Annotated in this window: 10 protein-coding genes; 4 read left to right on the forward strand and 6 right to left on the reverse strand. The window is 72.3% G+C overall.

The features are described 5' to 3' along the window. Positions 1-14 precede the first annotated feature (14 nt). On the reverse strand, positions 15-1,292 hold the full coding sequence (locus ACQPZZ_RS21280; protein ID WP_432920876.1) for a sugar ABC transporter substrate-binding protein: 1,278 nt from the start codon (positions 1,290-1,292) through the stop codon (positions 15-17). Positions 1,293-1,676: 384 nt separating this feature from the next. Here ACQPZZ_RS21280 and ACQPZZ_RS21285 point away from each other — a divergent pair, with 384 nt between their 5' ends. After that, entirely contained in the window at positions 1,677-5,345 is a 3,669-nt protein-coding gene (locus tag ACQPZZ_RS21285) for a LamG-like jellyroll fold domain-containing protein (protein WP_432920879.1), read from the forward strand. Between the two features lie 66 nt (positions 5,346-5,411). Here ACQPZZ_RS21285 and ACQPZZ_RS21290 read toward each other — a convergent pair whose 3' ends face one another. Beyond that, positions 5,412-5,990 (reverse strand): TetR/AcrR family transcriptional regulator, encoded by a 579-nt coding sequence (locus ACQPZZ_RS21290; RefSeq protein ID WP_432920882.1) that lies wholly within the window; start codon positions 5,988-5,990, stop codon positions 5,412-5,414. A 201-nt stretch (positions 5,991-6,191) separates the two neighbouring features. On the opposite strand from ACQPZZ_RS21290, the gene ACQPZZ_RS21295 reads away from it, so the two are divergent. Then, positions 6,192-7,625 carry an MFS transporter gene (locus tag ACQPZZ_RS21295; RefSeq protein WP_432920885.1) on the forward strand — a complete coding sequence of 478 codons (1,434 nt, stop codon included), beginning with the start codon at positions 6,192-6,194 and terminating at the stop codon, positions 7,623-7,625. A gap of 26 nt (positions 7,626-7,651) precedes the next feature. Continuing rightward, positions 7,652-8,539 carry an oxidoreductase gene (locus tag ACQPZZ_RS21300; RefSeq protein WP_432920888.1) on the forward strand — a complete coding sequence of 296 codons (888 nt, stop codon included), beginning with the start codon at positions 7,652-7,654 and terminating at the stop codon, positions 8,537-8,539. 58 nt (positions 8,540-8,597) lie between these two features. On the opposite strand, the gene ACQPZZ_RS21305 is transcribed toward ACQPZZ_RS21300, so the two are convergent. After that, positions 8,598-10,292 (reverse strand): AMP-binding protein, encoded by a 1,695-nt coding sequence (locus tag ACQPZZ_RS21305; protein WP_432920891.1) that lies wholly within the window; start codon positions 10,290-10,292, stop codon positions 8,598-8,600. Between the two features lie 237 nt (positions 10,293-10,529). Here ACQPZZ_RS21305 and ACQPZZ_RS21310 point away from each other — a divergent pair, with 237 nt between their 5' ends. Next, positions 10,530-11,285: a class I SAM-dependent methyltransferase gene (locus ACQPZZ_RS21310; protein WP_432920893.1), complete on the forward strand. Its 756-nt coding sequence runs from the start codon at positions 10,530-10,532 to the stop codon at positions 11,283-11,285. 25 nt (positions 11,286-11,310) lie between these two features. Here the strand turns inward: ACQPZZ_RS21310 and ACQPZZ_RS21315 are convergent, their stop codons facing one another. The 3 genes from ACQPZZ_RS21315 to ACQPZZ_RS21325 are packed head-to-tail and all read right to left on the reverse strand — an operon-like array spanning position 11,311 to position 18,811. After that, positions 11,311-15,792: an SbcC/MukB-like Walker B domain-containing protein gene (locus ACQPZZ_RS21315; protein WP_432920895.1), complete on the reverse strand. Its 4,482-nt coding sequence runs from the start codon at positions 15,790-15,792 to the stop codon at positions 11,311-11,313. Beyond that, positions 15,792-17,207 carry a DUF2398 family protein gene (locus ACQPZZ_RS21320; protein ID WP_432920897.1) on the reverse strand — a complete coding sequence of 472 codons (1,416 nt, stop codon included), beginning with the start codon at positions 17,205-17,207 and terminating at the stop codon, positions 15,792-15,794. Before ACQPZZ_RS21320 ends, ACQPZZ_RS21315 begins: the two co-directional genes overlap by 1 nt. After that, entirely contained in the window at positions 17,204-18,811 is a 1,608-nt protein-coding gene (locus ACQPZZ_RS21325; RefSeq protein WP_432920900.1) for a TIGR02677 family protein, read from the reverse strand. The genes ACQPZZ_RS21320 and ACQPZZ_RS21325 overlap by 4 nt, the downstream gene beginning before the upstream one ends. Positions 18,812-18,923 lie beyond the last annotated feature (112 nt).

The raw sequence follows: 18,923 nt of genomic DNA on the forward strand, positions 1-18,923 counted from the left end.
TCGGCTCATGCTCATTACCGGGTCGCGCTCGCCGCCGCCGACTGCGCCGCCGTCATCGCCTCCTGCGGAGCCGTGGAACCGCTCAGCGCCGCCTGCACGGCGCCCCACATCGGCTCGGAGATCTTCGGGTACTTCGTGCCGAGGTTGTCGCTGGTGCGGCCCTTGGCCGCCTTGACCGCCTCCACCCACACCTTCAGCTCCGCGTTCTGCTCGACCTGCTTGGCCTGCACCTCCTCCGTCGGCGCGATGTACGACAGCGTGGTCGTGGTCGCCAGGGAGTTGCCGGTGCTGGTCAGACAGCTCACGAGCTTCTGCGAGGTGGCGTAGCGTGCGGTGTCCGACTGCACCGGGATGCTGACGAACTCGCCGCCGGTCGGGGCGGGGGCGGTGCCGCCGTCCTTGGCCGGGATCGGGATGATGCCGTAGTCGAAGCCGGTCTTCTTGGCGTTGGCGAGCTGCCAGGTGCCGTTTTCTGCGAAGGCGAAGTCTCCGGTCGCGAACTCCTGCCAGCTCGTGGTCTGGGTGTTGTTGATGACCGAGTTGGGCGCGTAGCCCTTCTTGAGCCAGTCGGCCCACAGGCCCACCGCGGAGACGCCCTCGGGTGAGTCGAGCTTGGTGAGGTTCGCACCGGAGCCCCAGAACCAGGGCAGGAACTGGAAGCTGCCCTCTTCGGTGCCGATGGCCGAGAACGTGATGCCCTTCTTGCCCGCGGCCTTCACCTTCTCCAACGCCGCGGTCAGCGACGCCCAGTCCTTCACCGCGGCCGCGTCCACGCCGGCCTTCTTCAGCACCTCCTTGTTGTAGTAGAGGGCCAGCGTGTTCGCCCCGATCGGGACCCCGTACGTCTTGCCGCCGAGCTGGCCCGCCGCGAGCAGGTTCGGCGCGATCGACGAGACGTCGAGCTTGTTCTCCTCGGTCGTCGTCAGCACGCCGGCCTCGGCCAGCGTCGAGACGACCGGGTTGTCCACGATCAGCACGTCCGGCGAGTTGCCCTGCTGAGCCGCCAGCAGCGCCTTGTTCGTGAGGTCGCTGGTGTCATAGCCGGTCCGCTCGACCTTCACCCCCGCCTGGGTGCCGCACGTGTCCAGCAGCTTCACCCAGTCGGAGCTCTTGTCGTACTGCGGGTACGGATCCCAGATCGTGTAGGTCCCGCCCCCGGCGGCCTGGCTCGCGCCCGCCGAGGAGGCGCCGGCGTCGTCGGACGGTGACGAGCAGGCGGCCAGCCCGGCGGCAGCCGTGAGGAGCGCCGCACCCATCCCGGCCGCACGCCGGCCGCTTGACCCTGGTCTCATGACGTGACCTCCACTGACAGCGTTACGCGGCTGTCTCCGATCCGAGTCGAACCGATTCGGCGAATCGGTTCGCTGACGATAGGCCCGGTCCGCCGCATGCGTCAATGGGCTTGCGGCACGATTTGCGCGGACATTCGCGGAGGCGTCCGCGGAGACGTCTACGGGGACGTCCGCGGGGGCGCGTCGTCCGCGTGCGCCGTGCGGCCTCCGGGCTCGCGGCGCTGTCGTCCGATGCGAGCCGTCACGTGCGCCGGCGTGTGACGGCGAGATGACGATGACGTGCCGTTCCTTGACCGTTTCACGAAACCCCGCTTATCGTCCGATCGAATCGATTCGCCGAATCGATTCGATTCACCACTCACTCCCCCGCGAACAGGACAGCGCATGGCCGTACCCCTGTCCGGGCGAGCACGCAGGCTCGTGCCTCATGCCGTTCTCGCCTCCGCCCTCACGATGACCACGATCCCCCTTGCCGCCTCACCGGCACTCGCCTCGTCGGCCCAGAGCGCCGGCGCACCGGCACTCGTCCTCCACTACGACTTCGAAGGCGACCTGTCGAGCGGCGTCATCGAGGACCGCTCCCCGTCCGGTCTCGACGGAGCCCTGGCCAACCCCGGCGCGGCCAAGGCCGCCGCGGGCCCGGACGGCACACAGGCGCTGTCACTGCCCGGCGGGGCGACCGGCTCGGCGACCGCCCCCTATGTCACGATCCCGAACGGCCTGTTCCGCGACCGGCACGCGATGACGGTCTCCACCTGGCTGAAGTGGGCGGGCGGCGCCGACTTCCAGTGGGTCTACAACCTCGGAAAAGACGCCGGGACCGCCACCTTCGTCACCCCGTCGTACGCCGGCGACGCCACCACCAGGTCGTCCATCAAGCCGGTCAACGGCAGCGCCGAGGTGGGGGTGCCGGGCGCGCAGAAGCTGCCGACCGGCCAGTGGGTCAACCTCGTCACCACGATCGACGGCAAGACCCTCACCTACTACGTGAACGGCGTGGCCATCGGCAGCACCACCGCCCAGGTCGACCTGGCCGCGGTGATGCATTCCGACCGCAACAGCACCTCCGGCTTCCTGGGCAAGCCGTTCTGGGGCGGGCACCCCTTCCTCGCCGGCGACCTGGACGACTTCCGGGTCTACGACGCCTCCATGAGTGCCGAGCAGGTCGCGGAACTCGCCGGCGACCACAAGGCCGCCCTCACCAAGGTCGAGCAGGCCTCCTTCGAGATCGTCACCTACACGGGCACCGCGCCGACGCTGCCCACGACCGTCAACGCGCAGTTCTCCGACGGCATCCGCCGCGGCGTGCCGGTCACCTGGGAGGCGGTCGACCCGGCCCGGTACGCCAAGCCGGGTCAGTTCACCGTCAAGGGCACCGCGTCCGGGGCCCCGATCGAGGCCACCGTCGAGGCCACGGTCAAGGTCCTCGCCAACGACCTGACCGTCGACCTCGGCACCGAGACCGGCGCCTTCCACGGCGGCGCGTCGGGCACTCTGTACGGCGTGTACGGCGAGGGCGTGCCGACCTCCAACCTCCTCGAGGGCATGCGGCTGCGCACGGTCGCGACCAAGGCCCAGGACGGCCCGCAGCACCCCGGCGCCGACGCGCTGGAGGTGGTCAAGCCGCTCGCCGACAGCACCGGCGGCGACGTGTACATCTACATGACCGACATCTACCGGGGCTTCCCCTACGAGTGGCCCGGCAGCACGCCCGAGGCCAGGCTGAACGACTTCAAGGCCAAGATCGCCAAGCAGGTCGACCAGGTCCTCCAACTCGACCCGAAATATCAGGACCACATCGTCTTCGTGCCGTTCAACGAGCCCGAGGGCAACATGTTCGGCACCGGCACGTGGAGCTACAACAAGATCAACTGGCTGAGCGACCCGCAGTACTACTTCAGGGCCTGGGATGAGATCAACGCCCTGATCAAGGGCAAGATGCCGAAGGCCAGGATCGCGGGCCCCAACACCAGTGTCCTGTACGACCAGGTGCAGGGCTTCCTGCGGCACGCCGTGCAGGCGGGGACGGTCCCCGAGGTCATGACCTGGCACGAGCTGGGCGACCCGGCCCGCATCCGCACCAACGTGGCGAAGTATCGCCAGTGGGAGCAGGTCATCTTCACGGGCACCCCGTACGAGGGCAGGCAGCTCCCGATCAACCTGGACGAGTACGCCTTCAACTACCACACGTCGGTGCCCGGCCAGATGGTCCAGTGGGCCTCGGCCATCGAGGAGTCGAAGGTCGACGCCGACATCGCGTACTGGAACATCGACGGCAACCTGTCCGACTCGGCCGTGCAGGCGAACCGCGGCAACGGCCAGTGGTGGCTGCTCCACGCCTACGGCCAGATGACCGGCACCACGGTGAAGGTCATCCCGCCGCGGCCGAACGTCAGCTACACGCTGCAGGGCGTCGCGACGCTCGACAAGGCCAAGGCCCAGGCCCGCGCGCTGTTCGGCGGCGCGTCCGGCCGGGTCGGGATCCACTTCGACAACGTCGACACCGCGCTGTTCGGCCGCAAGGGGTTCGGGGGCACGGTGCACGCCCTGATCCAGGAGATCCCGTGGACCGGCCAGGTCGGCGACTCCGCGCAGCCCCGGGTCGTCGCCGAGCTGAACCAGAAGGTGACGGACGGCGCGGTGAGCTTCGCGTTCGGGCCCGCGCTGCCCGCCCTGAAGGAGTCGTCGGCCTACCAGATCATCCTCACCCCCGGCGACCACGCCGCCTCCGGCACTCCGGCGACCACGCTCTGGCAGGCCACGTACGAGGCGGAGAACGCCGGCCACACGGGCACGGGGTACAGCCGCAACGGTCCCGAGGGGACTCCGTCCGACGTCGGCAAGTTCTACACTTCGGGCGGCTACGACGTCGGCGGGCTGCGCACCGGCTCCGACGTCACGCTGAACTTCACGGTGTCGGTCCCGCGGGACGGCACGTACGACCTGTCGGTCTTCGCGAACTCGCTGAACACCGCCGACGCGGTGCGGGAGCAGGGCCCGACCAACGTCTTCCTCCGGGTCGACGGCAAGGACGAGCGGGAGCTGCACCTGCCGCTGGGATACAAGTGGGTGGTCTGGGACCACACCGACACGAAGGTCACCCTCTCCAAGGGGGACCACACGATCACCCTGGCCGCCAGGAGCCTCGACGGCACCCGCGCCACCAAGGGAGACGCGATCGTCGACAAGATCGACCTGACCCTCGCCAACCCGGCCGCGAGCGAGGCGATCTACGAGGCCGAGTACGCCACCCTCGGCGGCGCGCGCACCGACTACAGCGAGAAGAAGGTGTCCGGCTCCGGCGTGGCCGACCTGCGCAAGGGACAGTCGGCGACGTTCTGGGTCTACTCACCGGGCGACGGCGAGTCCACGCTGGGTGTCGACCTGCGCGGCGGCGGCAAGGGCACGCTGACCGTCAACGGCCGGGACATCGCCGAGCCATCCGGGTCCTCGCAGGTCAAGGCGTTCCTGTCCGGCGGCGTCAACAAGATCACCTACACGGCGCGCACGGGCAGGGTGCGGCTGGACCGGCTGCGGGCCGCCACGACCGAGGGCACGCTCAAGCCCACCTGGTATGAGGCCGAGTCGGCCCGCGTCGCCGGCGCCGCCAAGGTGGCCGCCTATCCGCTGGCGAGCGGCGGGAAGGCCGTCACCGACATCGGCGGCGCCCCCGGCAACGCGAACACCCTCACCTTCGACGTGACCGCCCCCGAGAACGGGACGTACGCGCTGACGGTTCGCTACTCCAACCCCGAACAGTCGCCCGCGTCCCACTACAACCCCGACCCGCTGGCCCGCCACGCCGAGATCTCCGTCAACGGCGCCACACCGCAGCGGGCCTGGTTCCCCCACTCCTTCCACGCCGACAACTTCTGGGAGATGACCATCCCCGTCCAGCTCACGAAGGGAGCCAACACCGTCGCCTTCGCCTCACGCGAACTGCCGAACTTCGACGGCGCCACCTACATCTCCGAGACCTTCCCGGACATCCTGCTCCGATCGAAGTACGCCCCGATCATCGACAAGATCGCGGTGACGCCGATCGCCGAGTGACACGCCGGGCACCTCAGCCGGGCGGGGCCGTCGGCCCCGCCCGGCGTTCCTGTTCTCCCCCGGGATTCAGGCCGGGCGGGAGCGGACGCCGTCGAGGGCCATGCCCAGCACCCGCTCACGCTGGTCGTCGTCCACGAACCCGCCCCCGGTGATGCCGGAGATCATCCGCAGGACGTCGTCGAAGGTCACGTCGCCGCGGACCTCCCCGGCCTCCTTCGCCCGGTCGAACAGCGGCTCCCCCGCCTCGTACATCGCGGTCCGGCACGACCGCATCATCTCCGAGTCGCGGTTGAGCGCCTCGTAGATGGCCCGCTTGGTGGCCGCGTAGTCCACGAACCGGCGCAGCCAGGCGGCCAGCGCCTCCCACGGCGGCAGGGCCGCGACCTGCCCAGCGGCACTGCACAGCTCGTCGATCTCGTCCAGGTACACGCTGTCGAACAGGTCCTGGCGGGTGGGGAAGTTGCGATAGAGCGTGCCGATGCCGACCCCGGCACGCCGGGCGATGTCCTCCAGCGAGGCCGCCGTGCCGTGTTCGGCGAACGCCTCCCGCGCGGCGGCGAGCAGCGCGTCGAAGTTGCGCCGCGCGTCGGCGCGCTGGGGGCGTCGCACCCGCGTCCGGGGGCCTTCGGCCGCCTTCTCCTTCACCGGTCTTCCTTTCGAGTTGAACCGGAGGAGTACCTCCGCTAATCTGGAGGCACGCCTCGACTTTAGCAGGCGGGCATTCGCGTTCGCGTCCTCCCTGTCAACGCCGCCCTGATCGTCGTCTCTGTTTCGTGCCGTCCCCGTCGCCGGGGCGGCGTCACCGGCGCGCCTCGTCGCGCCGGTTCCTCCTGTCGAAGGATCTCGATGTCACGCACCACCTCGCCGCAACGGCTGACCTTCCTCGCGCTGGCAGCCGCAACGGCCTCGTTCTCCCTGCTGCAGTCCCTGGTCAGCCCCGTGCTGTCCACCATCCAGCACGACCTGCACACTGGCCAGAGCACCGTGACCTGGGTGCTCACCGCCTGGCTGCTGTCCGCGTCCGTCGCCACGCCGCTGATGGGCCGCATCGCCGACATGATCGGCAAGGACCGCACACTGCTCATCGCGTTGGCCGCCATCGCGGTCGGCTGCGTCGTCGCCGCCGTCGCCCCCAACGTCGGGGTGCTCATCGCCGGACGGATCGTGCAGGGGCTCGGCGGCGCCGTGTTCCCCGTGTCGTTCGGGATCGTGCGCGACGAGTTCCCCGCCACCCGGGTGCCCTCGATGGTCGGCGTCCTGTCCGCCGTCATCGCCGCGGGTGGCGGCGTCGGAATCGTGCTGGCCGGCCCGATCGTCGACGCTCTCGGCTGGCGCTGGCTGTTCTGGATCCCGGCGATCGTCGTCGTCGCCACCGCGCTCCTGGCGTACCGCAACGTGCCCCGGTCCCCGGTGCGCACGCCCGGCCGGGTCAACTGGGCGGCCGCGGCGTTGCTGTCCGGATGGCTGGTGGCTCTGCTGGTCCCGCTCACCGAGGCGTCCGCCTGGGGCTGGGGCTCGGCCGCCGTCATCGCGCCGCTCGCCGCCGCCGCGGTGCTGTTCGCCGCGTGGATCGCGGTCGAGCTGCGCTCGCGCGACCCGCTGATCGACATGCGCATGATGCGGCTCCCGGCCGTGTGGACGACCAACCTGGTGGCGCTGCTGTTCGGCGCCGGCATGTTCGCCTCGTACGCGTTCCTGCCGCAGTTCATGCAGATACCGGCGGCCGTGACGGGCTACGGATTCGGATCGAGCGTGACCGAGGCCGGGCTGCTGATGCTGCCCATGCTCGTCACGATGGCCGTCGCCGGCACGGTGAGCGGCCCGATCTCCCGCGTCGCCGGGGTCAAGGCTCAGCTCGTGTGGGGATGCGCGCTCGGCGCGCTGTCGAGCGCCGGCGTCGCCCTCTGGCACGACCGGCCCTGGCAGCTCGCCGCCGCGACCGCCGTGTTCGGGCTCGGTCTCGGCCTGGCCTACGCCTCGATGACGAACCTGATCGTGCAGAGCGTGCCGGCCGGCCAGACCGCCGTCGCCGGCGGAATGAACACCAACATCCGCACCATCGGCGGCTCCATCGGCACCGCCGTCATCAGCTCGCTCGTCACCGGGCACCTGCGCCCCGACGGGCTGCCGTACGAGTCGGGCTTCACCACCGCCTTCCTGGTGCTGGCCGTGACCCTGGCGGCCACCGTCGCCGTGGCGCTGCTCGTCCCGGGGGCGCGCCGCCGTGCGGCGCCCGCCGCCGAGGCGGCCGAGCGGGTCCCGGTGGGCGCGGCACGCTGAACATCCACTGAAGGAGACAACACATCATGCAGAGGACATGGCTTATCACCGGCGCGTCCCGGGGCCTCGGACACGCGCTGGCCCGGGAGGTGCTCGAACGCGGCGACCGCCTCGTGGCCACCGCCCGCCGGCCGGAACGGCTGGACGACCTCGTACGGGCCCACGGCGAGCGGGCACGCGCCGTCGCACTGGACGTCACCGACGCCACGGCGGCGCAGCGGGCCGTACGGCTGGCCGTCGAGGAGTTCGGCTCGCTGGACGTGCTGGTGAACAACGCGGGGTACGCGAACTCCTCACCCATCGAGGAGACCTCCGACGAGGACTTCCGGGCGCAGTTCGAGACCAACCTGTTCGGCGTCGTCACCATGACCAAGGCCGCGCTGCCGGTGCTGCGCGCGCAGCGGTCCGGTCACATCCTGCAGATCGGCTCGGTGGGCGGCCGGGTCGGGGGCACACCGGGGCTCGGCGCCTACCAGGCCGCCAAGTTCGCCGTCGAAGGGTTCTCCGAGGTGCTGAACAGCGAGGTCCGGCCGCTGGGGATCACCGTGGTCGTCGTCGAGCCCGGCGGGTTCCGTACGGACTGGGGCGGCTCGTCGATGCGCATCCCGCCGGTGGGGCCGGACTACGAGCAGACCGTCGGCCGGGTGAACGCCTACCGGCGAGCGGTGGACGGCGCCCAGCCGGGCGACCCCCGGCGGGCGGCCAGGGTGATCGCCGAGCTGGTCGACGTGGACGATCCGCCGCTGCGGCTCCTGCTCGGCTCCGACGCGCTGCGCATGGCCGAGCAGGCGTCCCGGTCCCGCGCGGCCGAAGCGGAGCACTGGGCCGCCGTCAGCCGTTCGACCGACTTCGACGGCGTCGTCGGGCTGACCGAGGAGCCGGTCGCCCGCCTCCTCGCGCACGGCGCGCGGTGACGGCCCCGCTGTCCGGGCAGCGGCCGGAGGGGATGGGGCCGATGGAGGACCGGCCGGGTCAGGAGCGAAGCTCGGGGAACTGGTCGTCCCGCCACTCCCCCGGCGGCGGGGTGCCCGCGTCCGCCGCGCCGGCCTCCCTGGCCCGCAGCTCGACCCGCCGGATCTTCCCCGAGATGGTCTTGGGCAGCTCGGCGAACTCGACGCGCCGCACCCGCTGGTAGGGCGCGAGCCTCTCACGGGCGTGCCGCAGGATGGCCGCCGCGGTCTCCCGGTTCGGCTCCCAGCCCGCGGCCGGCACCACGTACGCCTTGGGCACCGCGAGGCGGATCGGGTCGGGGGCGGGCACGACCGCGGCCTCGGCCACGGCGGGGTGCTCGATGAGCACGCTTTCCAGCTCGAACGGCGAGATCTTGTAGTCGGACGCCTTGAACACGTCGTCGGTGCGTCCCACGAAGGTGATCGAGCCGTCGGCGTCCCGGACCGCGACGTCGCCGGTGTGGTAGAGCCCGCCGGCCATGGCCTCCTCGTCGCCGTCCAGGTATCCGGTCATAAGGTTGACCGGGCCGGCGGCGAGATCCAGACAGATCTCTCCTTCGTCCGCCGCCCGGCCGGTCACGGGATCGACGACCACGACGGGGACGCCGGGAAGAGGGCGGCCCATCGAACCAGCCTTGACGGGCGTGCCCGGCGTGTTGGCGATCAGCGCGGTCGTCTCGGTCTGGCCGTACCCGTCACGGACCGTCAGCCCCCACGCCCGCTCCACCTGGGCGATGACCTCGGGATTCAGCGGCTCCCCTGCGGCCACCGCCTCACGCAGGCCGCCGGGCCCGTCCCCCAGGTCGGCCTGGATGAGCATCCGCCAGACCGTGGGCGGCGCGCAGAACGTGGTGACCCCGGCGCGGCGGATCCGCCCGAGCAGGGCGGCGGCGTCGAAGCGGGAGTAGTTGTGCACGAACACCGTCGCCTCGGCGTTCCAGGGCGCGAACAAGCAGCTCCAGGCGTGCTTGGCCCAGCCGGGCGAGCTGATGTTGAGGTGGACGTCGCCCGGCCGCACCCCGATGAAGTACATCGTCGTCAGGTGGCCGACCGGATAGGACACCTGCGTGTGCCGCACGAGCTTCGGCCTGCTCGTCGTGCCCGAGGTGAAGTACAGCAGAAGCGGGTCGCCGGGGGAGGTCCCGGCCTCGAACGGCTCCGGCTCCGGCATCGCGGAGGCGTCGCCGTACCGCAGCCAGCCCGCCGCCTCACCCACGCAGACGCGGCCGTACTCCCCCGGGACGCCGTCGAACTTGTGCGTGTCGGCCGCGTTGACGATGACGTGCCGGACGCGTCCCCGCTCTACGCGGTCGGCGAGGTCCGCCGTGCCGAGGGCGGTCGTCGCCGGCATGATCACCGCACCGAGCTTCATCACCGCCAGCATCGACTCCCACAGCTCGACCTGGTTGCCGAGCATCAGCAGCACGTGGTCGCCCTTGCCGACCCCCCGGGCGGCCAGCCAGGCCGCCACCCGATCCGAGCGCCGGGCCATCTCGTCGAAGGAGTAGCGCCGCTCGGAGCCGTCCTCCTCCACGATCCACAGGGCCGTGCGGTCGTTCCCCCGCGCGATCGCGTCGAACCAGTCCGTGGCCCAGTTGAACCTGTCGCCGAAGGCCGGCCACACGAACTCGCGGGCCGCCCGCTCGGGCTCCTCCCGTAAGCGGAGCAGCAGGTCGCGGGCTTCCCGGAAGAGCTGGGTGCGGGTCGTCTCGCTCACGCGCAACTCCTCGTCGTCGAAGCGGTCCCCGCCGTCAACGTACGGCCGTCCCTCGCGCCGTGTCACCCCCGGGATCCGCTGAGGTGCACCCTTGCGCCGGAGCGAGTCATTACCTATCGTGCCGATGTATCGGGTCGATACATCGGCACGGCACATCGCGGTCCAGGTCGTGGGGGTTCCGGCGGGCCGCCCACGGGGCTGCACCACCCAGCGGGACCGTAGGCGAAAGGGGCCGCGATGAGGCGGATCGACTACGACACGGAGCAATACCAGGACTACGCGCGCGGTCGCGCGCTCACCGAGCGGCAACTGCAGGCATGGATGACCGCGTTCGGCGCTCTCCTGCCCGAGCGGCGTCCACTCGCCGGGCTGGACGTCGGCTCGGGCACCGGCAGGTTCACCCCCGCGCTGGCGCGAGCGTTCGGGCCGGTGACCGGCGTCGAGCCGTCGGCCCGCATGCGCGAGATCGCGCAGGCGCGGTCCCGGCATCCCGGCGTGCGATACCTGGCAGGCTCCGCCGAGGACATTCCGGTGCCGTCCGGCAGCGCCGACTACGCTGTCATGCTGCAAGCCTGGCACCACGTCCAGGACAAGCCGCGGGCGGCCCGGGAGCTGGCCAGGGTGCTCAGGCCCGCCGGGCGGCTGCTGCTGCGCTCCGGGTTCAGCGATCACATGCCGCGGATCTGGTGGCTGGAGTACTTCCCTCGCGGCTTCGAGGTGGACGCCTCCATGTTTCAGCCGCTGCACGAGGTCATCGAGACATTCACGTCGGCCGGCTGGCGCGTCGCCGACTTCGGCACGGTCACGGAGCCGTCCTGCGGCACCCGCGGTGACATGCTCGAACGGCTGCGCCTGCGCACCCATTCGGTCTTCGCCCGCTTCACTCCCGACGAACTGGAGACCGGTTTCCGCCGCCTGGAGCAGGCTGTCGCCGCAGATCCCGGCGCGCCGGCGCCTGCGGATCCCGCGCCTCTGCTCACGCTCGAACGGTAGCGCTGCACCGCCGCGAGGACCGTTGTCACATCTCGGCCTCCGCGACGTCGGATGCCTCGTCGCCGTCGGCGGCGAGGAGGGTGCCCTCGGTGAGGGCGGGGGCGCGGCGGCTCGGCCGGAAGCCGAGCAGCGTCTCGGCCAGCTCCTCGTTGCCGGAGAAACCGGCGTCGGCGTCGACGGTCTGGTCACCGTCCCAGAGCATCAGCATCGCCGAGACCGCGTGCGCGCTCTTGTCGTGGTGCATGTCGTAATGCGCGGCCATCGGCACGGTGTCGAAGTGGATCCACAGGTCGTGGCCGGTCATGAACAAGTCGAGGCCGAACTTCACGGTCAGGCCCAGCAGCTCGGGCTTGTACCGGTCGTCGATGCCGGCGAAGGCCTCGTCCAGCGCGATCACGCGCGGGCACGTGGGCTTGGCGGACGAGTAGAGGGCGTTCGCCGCGGCGAACAGCGGGAGGTGGATGGCCGCCGACTTCTCCCCGCCGGACATCTCCTCGTGCTTGGCCCGGGTGAGCTTCACTTCCTTCTCCCCCGGCACGGCGAGCACCAGCTCGAAGCCGTACCACGTGCGGTAGTCGAGCACCTCGGCCAGGGCCTGCCTGTACGTGGCGCGCGGGTGGGCGGCGCGGTAGTCGCGGATCATCTCCCGCAGCCGGCCGCGCAGCTCGGTCAGCCCGGCCGCGCCGAGCCCCTGCGCGTCCCGGTCGAGGAGCCGCGACACCGCGACCTGCCGGTCGTTCAGCCTGTCGGAGCGGCCCCACCGGATGCCGATCCTCGTGCCGGACGACATGGGCCGCGACCGGGTGTCGTCGTTCATGCCGCGCACCAGGTCGCGTGCGGTGCGCACCCGGTCGTGCACCTGCTGGGCGAGGGCGGTGAGCAACTCGTCCTCCAGCACCGTCCGCTCCCGCTCCTCCAGCAGCAGGCCCTGCTCCGCGACGCGGTCGGCGACGCGCCGGGCGAACGCGGCGACCGGATTGCGGCCGCCCTCGTCGTTGACGTAGACCATCACGACGCCCGTGGGGTCGTGCTCCAGGCGGTAGTCCTCCGCGCAGCCGTCGAGCGCGTCCTGGAAGGTCCGCAGCGAGGCCGACAGCCGGCTCGCGGCGCTCTTGAGCGCGCTCTCCCCGGGAACGCGGATGCCGGCCATCTCCGCGGCGAAGGCGTCCAGCAGCGCGGCCACGTCTCCCGGCAGCACCCGGCCGACCAGGTCCGCGGCGTCCCGCGGCGGTCCGCCCCCTTCTCCCTCGCCGGGGTGGGCGGACAGCTCCGCCGCCACCGACGCGGCCGCCTCCGCCGGCTCGGGCCAGCCCACCTGTGCGGGCCACGGCGCCGTGGCGGTGACGCCGAGCAGCGGACGCAGTTCCGGATGCGCGTACGGCCCGAACGACGCGACGTGTTCGAAGAGATGCGCGAACGCCCGGCCGAGGGACGCCTGACCGTGCCTGAGGTCGTTCTGGGCGACGATCAGCGCCTCGTGCTCCCGCGCGGCCGTGGCGGCGTGCTCCTCGCACCGCTCGCGAACCTCGGCGAGGCGGCGCTCGGTCTCGGCGATCTGGGCGAGCACCTCGCGCAACGGCGCGTCGAGGGCCTCCTCGCCCGCCCTGAGCTCCTCGGCGTCGGCCCGGTGCTCCCGTTCCTTGAGCTCCAGAGCGCGGGAGTCCGCGTCGTACCGCTCGCGCTGCCGGACGAGCGCGGCCTGGCGTCCCGCCAGGCCGCGCTCGTCGGACGCGGCCCGCTCGCGGCCGTCGTGCAGCCGCTGCGCCGTCGCCAGGAAGTCGTCGACGGCCCGCGCGACCGCGTCGACCTCCTGACCGGCGACGGGCATGCTCCGTTCCGCCGCGACCTGCCGCAGCCGCCGGCGCGCCGCGTCGACCTGGGCCACCGCCGCGTCGAGGTCGCGGCGCCGGTCCGCGAGAGCCGACCGCGCCTGAGCCAGCAGCGCGGACTCCTGCGACACGCGGGTGACGGCTTCGACGACCGCCGTGGCGGGCGGAAGCTCCTTCCTGGCCCGTGCGAAGTCCTCGAGGCGGCGGTTCGCGCGCGCCAGGTCTCGTTCGGCGTCCTCGTGCGCCCGGCTCGTCTCGCCGATCGTCTCGTCGTACTCGGCGAGCCTGGCCGCGCGGCGGTTGGCCCGGTTGGTGGCGCCGATGTATTCGGGCGACGGCTTGGGCCGGGCGCCGAGGAGGAGCCCGGAGCCGAACTGCGCCCGCCTGGTCACCGTCGGCGCCGTCCCGCCGGACGTGATCGCGTCGGAGACCGCGACCGACCGCAGCACGTCCACGACGACCGCCGGCGGCACCAGGTCCTGCTCCTCCGGCACGAGAACGTCGGCGAGCGTACGGCCGGACGGGCGGCTCTCCTCCGGCAGCGGAACCAGGTAGCCGTCGGACTCCACGGCCGCGACGGCGTCGAGGGTCTGCCGCGCGTCCGGATGCACCCAGGCGGTCAGCAGCCCCGCGCCGTACAGGGCCCCTTCGAGACCGGCCGCCTCCTGCTCGCCGAGGGTGTCGGCGAACCGGACGAGCCGCCACAGGGGCGCCCCCGGGCGTCCGTCCCGGCCGGCCGTCCTGCGGTCGTCGTACGGCGGCGCCTCGTCGCGTTCCGCCGCGATCTCCTTCCGCTCGCGGCGCAGGCGGACGAGGTCGGCGGCGAGGTCGCGGACGCGCGCGGACAGGCGTTCGGCGGACCTGGCCGCCTCCGTGCGCCGTTCCTCGGTCCGCACGCTGTAGACCTCGGCCAGGGACGGCGCCCCGGCGTCACCGGCGTGGGCGAGGGCCTCCGCCAGCGCCTCCACGTCGGCGGGCCCGGCCACCGCCTCGTCGTCCTGCGGGTACGCGTGCTCAGGGTTGTCATGCTCAGGGTGCTCATGCTCAGGGTGTTCGCGCTCCGGGTACCGGCGCTCCGGGTACCGGCGCTCCGGGCTCGCGCCCTCCGAGCGCTCGTCTTCCCGTCGCTCGGTCGCCTGGCGCTCGGTTGCCGGGTCCGTCTCTCCGGGGGGCCGTGGCGAGCGGGCCCAGCGGCCGGCCCAGGCGTCGAGCGCCTCCCGTGCGAGGCCGCGCGCCGCCGCCAGCGCGGCGTCGGCCGCCTCGCACCGGCGTTCCCGGTTCTCGACGTCCTCCTCCGCCTTGTCCCGGTCGGACTCCGCCCGTAGGCGGTCCCTCTCCGCCCCCGACAACCTGGCGATCTCGTCGCGGACCTTCGCGACGTCGTCCCGGCGGGCGGCGGCACGTGCCCTCGCCGTCGTGAGCAGGTCCTCCCCCGTGTCGGCCGGGCCGTCCCCGTCGTGGGAGACACCGGCCCGCTCCGCGGCGTCGACGAGGTCCGTGGCGTGGCGGACGATCGCCGCCCGTGCCCCCTCCAGCCGCTCCGCGAGCTCGCCCGCCTCGCTTTCCAGGGCGGCCAGGTGCTCGGCGCCGTCCGCCAGCCGGGCGCGCTCCCGTTCGATCTCCTCGCCCGTCTTGACGATCTGACGGCGGCGCAGGTCCAGCTCGCTCCGTGCGCGGTAGGCGTCGTCCGCGCGCAAGGCGGCGAGACGGCGTTCCAGCCCCTCCCGCTCGGCCCCGGCCGCGGTGGCCGCCGCCGAGGCGACCTCACGCGCGGCCGCGGCCCTCCTCCGCGCGTCCTCGGCCCGCGCGAGCGTGCGCGCGTGCTCCACCGCGCCGTCCATTTCGGTCTGGACCCGGGCGAGCCGGGCCTTCGCGTGCGTCCGCAGGTACGCGACATAGTCGGTCAGGAACGCCCGCACGGCCGCGTCCGCGGCGGCGAAGTCGTCGAACTGCTTCTGGACCGCCGCCAGGTTCTCGAAGTCGCGGGCCGCCTGGTCGACGAGCTCCTCGTCGAGAGGGCTCAGACCCGAGGTGAGCGTGGCCGAGACCTTGTCGGGGTCGAGATCCTTTGCCAGCAGCGGGCGGCGCAGCGCGAGCAGCAGGTCGAGGAGCTGCGTGTAGCGCTCCCTGCCCAGCCCGAACAGCCGGGCGTCCACCGCGTCGCGGTACTGCGTGGCGGTCTCGCTGTGCGCGTCCGCCCCGAGGACGGCCTTCAGCTGCCGCTCGGTGAGCGGCCGGGAGTCGGGCGCCAGCAGCCCGAAGTCGACGCCGAGACGCTTGTCGGTGACGAAGAACGAGGTCCGCACCCCGTCCCGGTGCCGGTGCGCCCGGATGCCGATGATCAGGGTGACGGTCTCGTCGGTCTCGGCGGGCTCCGCCCCGATCTCCCGCCGGGCGAACTCCATCCACACGTAGCCGTACTCGGCCTCCTGCCCCCGGTAGAGCAGGTTGGACTTCATCGTCCGGTTCTCACCGCTGAACGGGTCGAGCCGCCGGGCGTCCGCCACGCCGTCGAGGATGAACGGGAAGAGCACCTCCAGCGCCTTGGTCTTGCCCGAGCCGTTGTGCCCGCGCAGCACCAGGCGCCCGTCGGCGAAGGCGAACTCCTCGTCCACGTAGTCCCAGACGTTGATCACACCGGCTCTGCTGGGCTGGAACCGGTCGGGTGGCGGCGTCATCACTTCTCCTCCTGCGCCTGCGGGTCCTTGCGCGTGGACGGATCCGGCAGCGGCACCAGCGACAGCTGGCCGCCCGAGCTCCGGGTGGGCAGGGCGGCCCGGATGTTGCGGTACCGCAGCGCGGCGGGCAGGACGAGCACCCCGCCGGGCACCGGCCTGAGCAGCATCAGGTCCGCGAGGAAGCCGATGACCGCGTCGAGCAGCCCCCGGGGGTCCTGCTGCCAGGTGGTGGTGAACGAGGCCGCCCCGAACTCGTCGTACAGCTCGGTCGTCATCGCCTCGAGGTGGCCGCGCTGCACGAACGGCGCCTCGGCGGGCGGCGGCCGGTCGCCGGGAGACGGCTGCTCGGCCTCGGACGCGGACCAGGCGAGCTCGGAGACGATTCCGTCGCGGGGCAGCCCCGTGTCCATCCGTGCGACGAGACCGGCCTGGTCGTCGGCGAGCGCCGGCACGGGCAGCGACCGCGGCACGTGCCCGGGATCCTCGAGCAGGTCGGCGACCTTCGCCAGCAGGAGGCCGGCCGCCCGGCTCACCGCGTTGCCCCGGCCCGGGAACGGCCGGTCGGTGAAGACGCCGCCCGGGTCGGCGAGCATGACGCCCTCCGCGCGCCGTTCCAGGACCAGGCCGGTGAACCGGACGAGGTCCTCGGCGAGGCCCGGGGCGCGCAACGCGTCGGCCACCTCGGGCTCGACGTCCGCGTAGTACACCACGGGGAACTCGACGAGCAGCCGCCGCGCCCGGCGGGCCGGGTTCGAGTGCGGCGGCTCGTGCACCAGGCCGGCCGCGCTGGTGAGGTGCTGGACGGGCCGGGCGGGCTTGAACAGCACCGCGCAGATGTCGTGGTCGATGTCGTACAACGCGTCGCCGCGTTCGGTGTCGCGCGCCCACCACTCCAGGCTGCCGTCCGACAGCCGCAGCGCCCCGCGGTCCACCAGCCAGCCCAGCACGTCGACGACGGCGGCCTTGTGCGAGCCGAGCGCGGGATCGAAGCCGAGGCCGTCGATGGAGTTGGCCAGCGGCGTGAAGATGCGCACGAGGTCCGCCAGGCTGATCTCGATGCGGGAGCGCTGGAACGACCCGAGGACCAGGCACAGGTAGGCCAGCCGGCGCCGGTCGAACGGCTTGCCCTTGCGGGAGAAGATCGAAAGCTGCGTGTCGTCCAGGACGTCGAGGTGGCGGACCAGCCGCACGTGGTGGGTGGTGGCGATCAGCGTGTAGCCGAGCAGCTCGCGGAAGTCGCGCGTCATCTCGTCGGCCCAGCGCAGCACCTGGTCGAGCACGCCGGGCCGCGGCCGCTCCTTGGTGATCAGATCGCACGTCAGGACCCGGCGGACCGCCTGCTGATACGAGCCGAGGTCGGTGACGGAGACTCCGGCGGCGACACGGGCGGCGGCGCGGGCACGGGCGGTCGTCACCGGGCACCCCCCGCAGTCGAACCCGCCGTCGAACCCGTCGTCGAACCCGCCCCCGTGCCCGCCCCCGGACCGGTCACCGGTGTCCGCCCGGCGACCTCGACCCGGAATCCGGGCAGATGCAGCAGCCCCCGCGCGGTGCGCACGGCACTGCCGGTGCCGGACGGCACGAGCCGGATCATCACGGCGTCGTCCGCGCCGGAACCCCTCTTCAGCCGGCCGGCGACGACCGTGCGTCCCTCCAGTGCCCGCGTCAGCAGCTTCAGCAGGATCTGGGTCTCGGAATCGTCGAGCACCCGCCCGTGCGCGCCCAGCTCCGCCAGGTGGCCGGCGGCCACCCGCTCGGCGGCGCGTTCCGCGGCCTGCTCACGGCGCAGCGCCGCCCGCGCGCCGGGATTGCCGCGCACCGGCGTGGGCAGGCCCGTGGTGGGCGCCTTCCCGCTGCGGAAGAGCGTGACCGAGACCTCCACCCCCGGCGCGTCCCACCAGGTCGCCCGGGACGAGATCTGTTCGGTGTCCTCGTGGGCGGCGCCCAGATGCCGCGCGCTCCGCAGGTTGAACGCCGCGCCCATCAGCGCGTGGGCGGCGCCCTCGTCCGGCGCGTTCCAGACCCACTCGGCCAGATGCCGCAGCTGGGTGGCCCTGTTGACGCCGCCGCGCTGGGCCTCCGAGATCTGCCGCAGCAGCGCGATCACTCCCGACACCGCGATGCGTGTGGCGTTGCGCAACTCCCCCGCGCGGGACTCCTCCGCGCGGGACTCTCCGGGGCCCTGGGGGGCGAACCAGGCCCGCAGGGCGGACCAGCGGCGGCGCCAGTCCTCCAGCCGCTCGTGCCGATCCATAAAGGGCCGCTCGTCCGCGGCCGCCGCGCGGTCGAGCAGGGAGGCCAGGCCGCTCGCCTCGACGTCCCGCACGGCCGTGGCCAGGCGGGGCAGATGGCGGTCGAGCTCGGCCATGAACTCGGACATGTGCGTCAGCAGGGCGTTCTTGTGCCGAAGGAACGTCTCGGGAGAGGCGTCGGTGGACCGGATGATCTCGCCGAGCGTCACGTGGAAGCGCGCGGAGCGGCGACCCATGTCCTCCATCACCGAGTCCAGCCGGGACAGCCTGCGGTAGACCTGCTCGCCCTCCCCCGCGCGGTTGGCCGCCGCGAGCGCCTTGAGGTCTTCCAGGATGTCGGAGAAGACCAGTCGTGACAGGTTGGCGTCCTGGATGCGGGCCGCGAGCAGTCCCTCGACCGAGGTGTACGCCCAGTAGCCCAGCTCGCTGAACTGGTACACCGACTGCCTGTTGCGGTAGCGGACGAGGTTGCCGGCCCGCGAGGCGTCGTCGAACCGGTGCACCACCCCGTCCTCGTACAGGGCGTCGAGCCGGTCGCGCAGGTTGCCGTCGAACGTCGGGACCTCGTCGTGGAGCCGGGCGAGCTCGTTCAACGCCGCCTGCACCTCTCCGGCGTCCACCTGGACCTGGTGCACCTCGCGCAGCCGGTCCATGGCGCGCAGGACCCAGAGGTAGGCCACATGGTCGTCACGCCTGGTGAAGTTGAACAGCCTGAACCGATCGCTGATGGCAGGCGAGCCGAGATCCAGCGCCCTGCGTTCCGCCATCCGTTCCCCCCGATCCCGTGCACCCGATCGCGGAGTCCCGCCCGTTTCCCGGCGGGCGGGGCTCCGCGTGCCGAGAAGACCGTATTGGAGGGCACCGACAGTTGCGACCTGC

Origin of the sequence: Microbispora sp. CA-135349 (genome assembly GCF_050947365.1) — a bacterium.
GTDB lineage: Bacteria > Actinomycetota > Actinomycetes > Streptosporangiales > Streptosporangiaceae > Microbispora.

Bases quoted from the DNA above. Each gene is read 5' to 3' on its own strand.
- ACQPZZ_RS21280 (WP_432920876.1), bottom strand. From the start codon at position 1,292: ATGAGACCAGGGTCAAGCGGCCGGCGTGCGGCCGGGATGGGTGCGGCG.
- ACQPZZ_RS21285 (WP_432920879.1), top strand. From the start codon at position 1,677: ATGGCCGTACCCCTGTCCGGGCGAGCACGCAGGCTCGTGCCTCATGCC.
- ACQPZZ_RS21295 (WP_432920885.1), top strand. From the start codon at position 6,192: ATGTCACGCACCACCTCGCCGCAACGGCTGACCTTCCTCGCGCTGGCA.
- ACQPZZ_RS21300 (WP_432920888.1), top strand. From the start codon at position 7,652: ATGCAGAGGACATGGCTTATCACCGGCGCGTCCCGGGGCCTCGGACAC.
- ACQPZZ_RS21310 (WP_432920893.1), top strand. From the start codon at position 10,530: ATGAGGCGGATCGACTACGACACGGAGCAATACCAGGACTACGCGCGC.
- ACQPZZ_RS21315 (WP_432920895.1), bottom strand. From the start codon at position 15,792: ATGACGCCGCCACCCGACCGGTTCCAGCCCAGCAGAGCCGGTGTGATC.
- ACQPZZ_RS21325 (WP_432920900.1), bottom strand. From the start codon at position 18,811: ATGGCGGAACGCAGGGCGCTGGATCTCGGCTCGCCTGCCATCAGCGAT.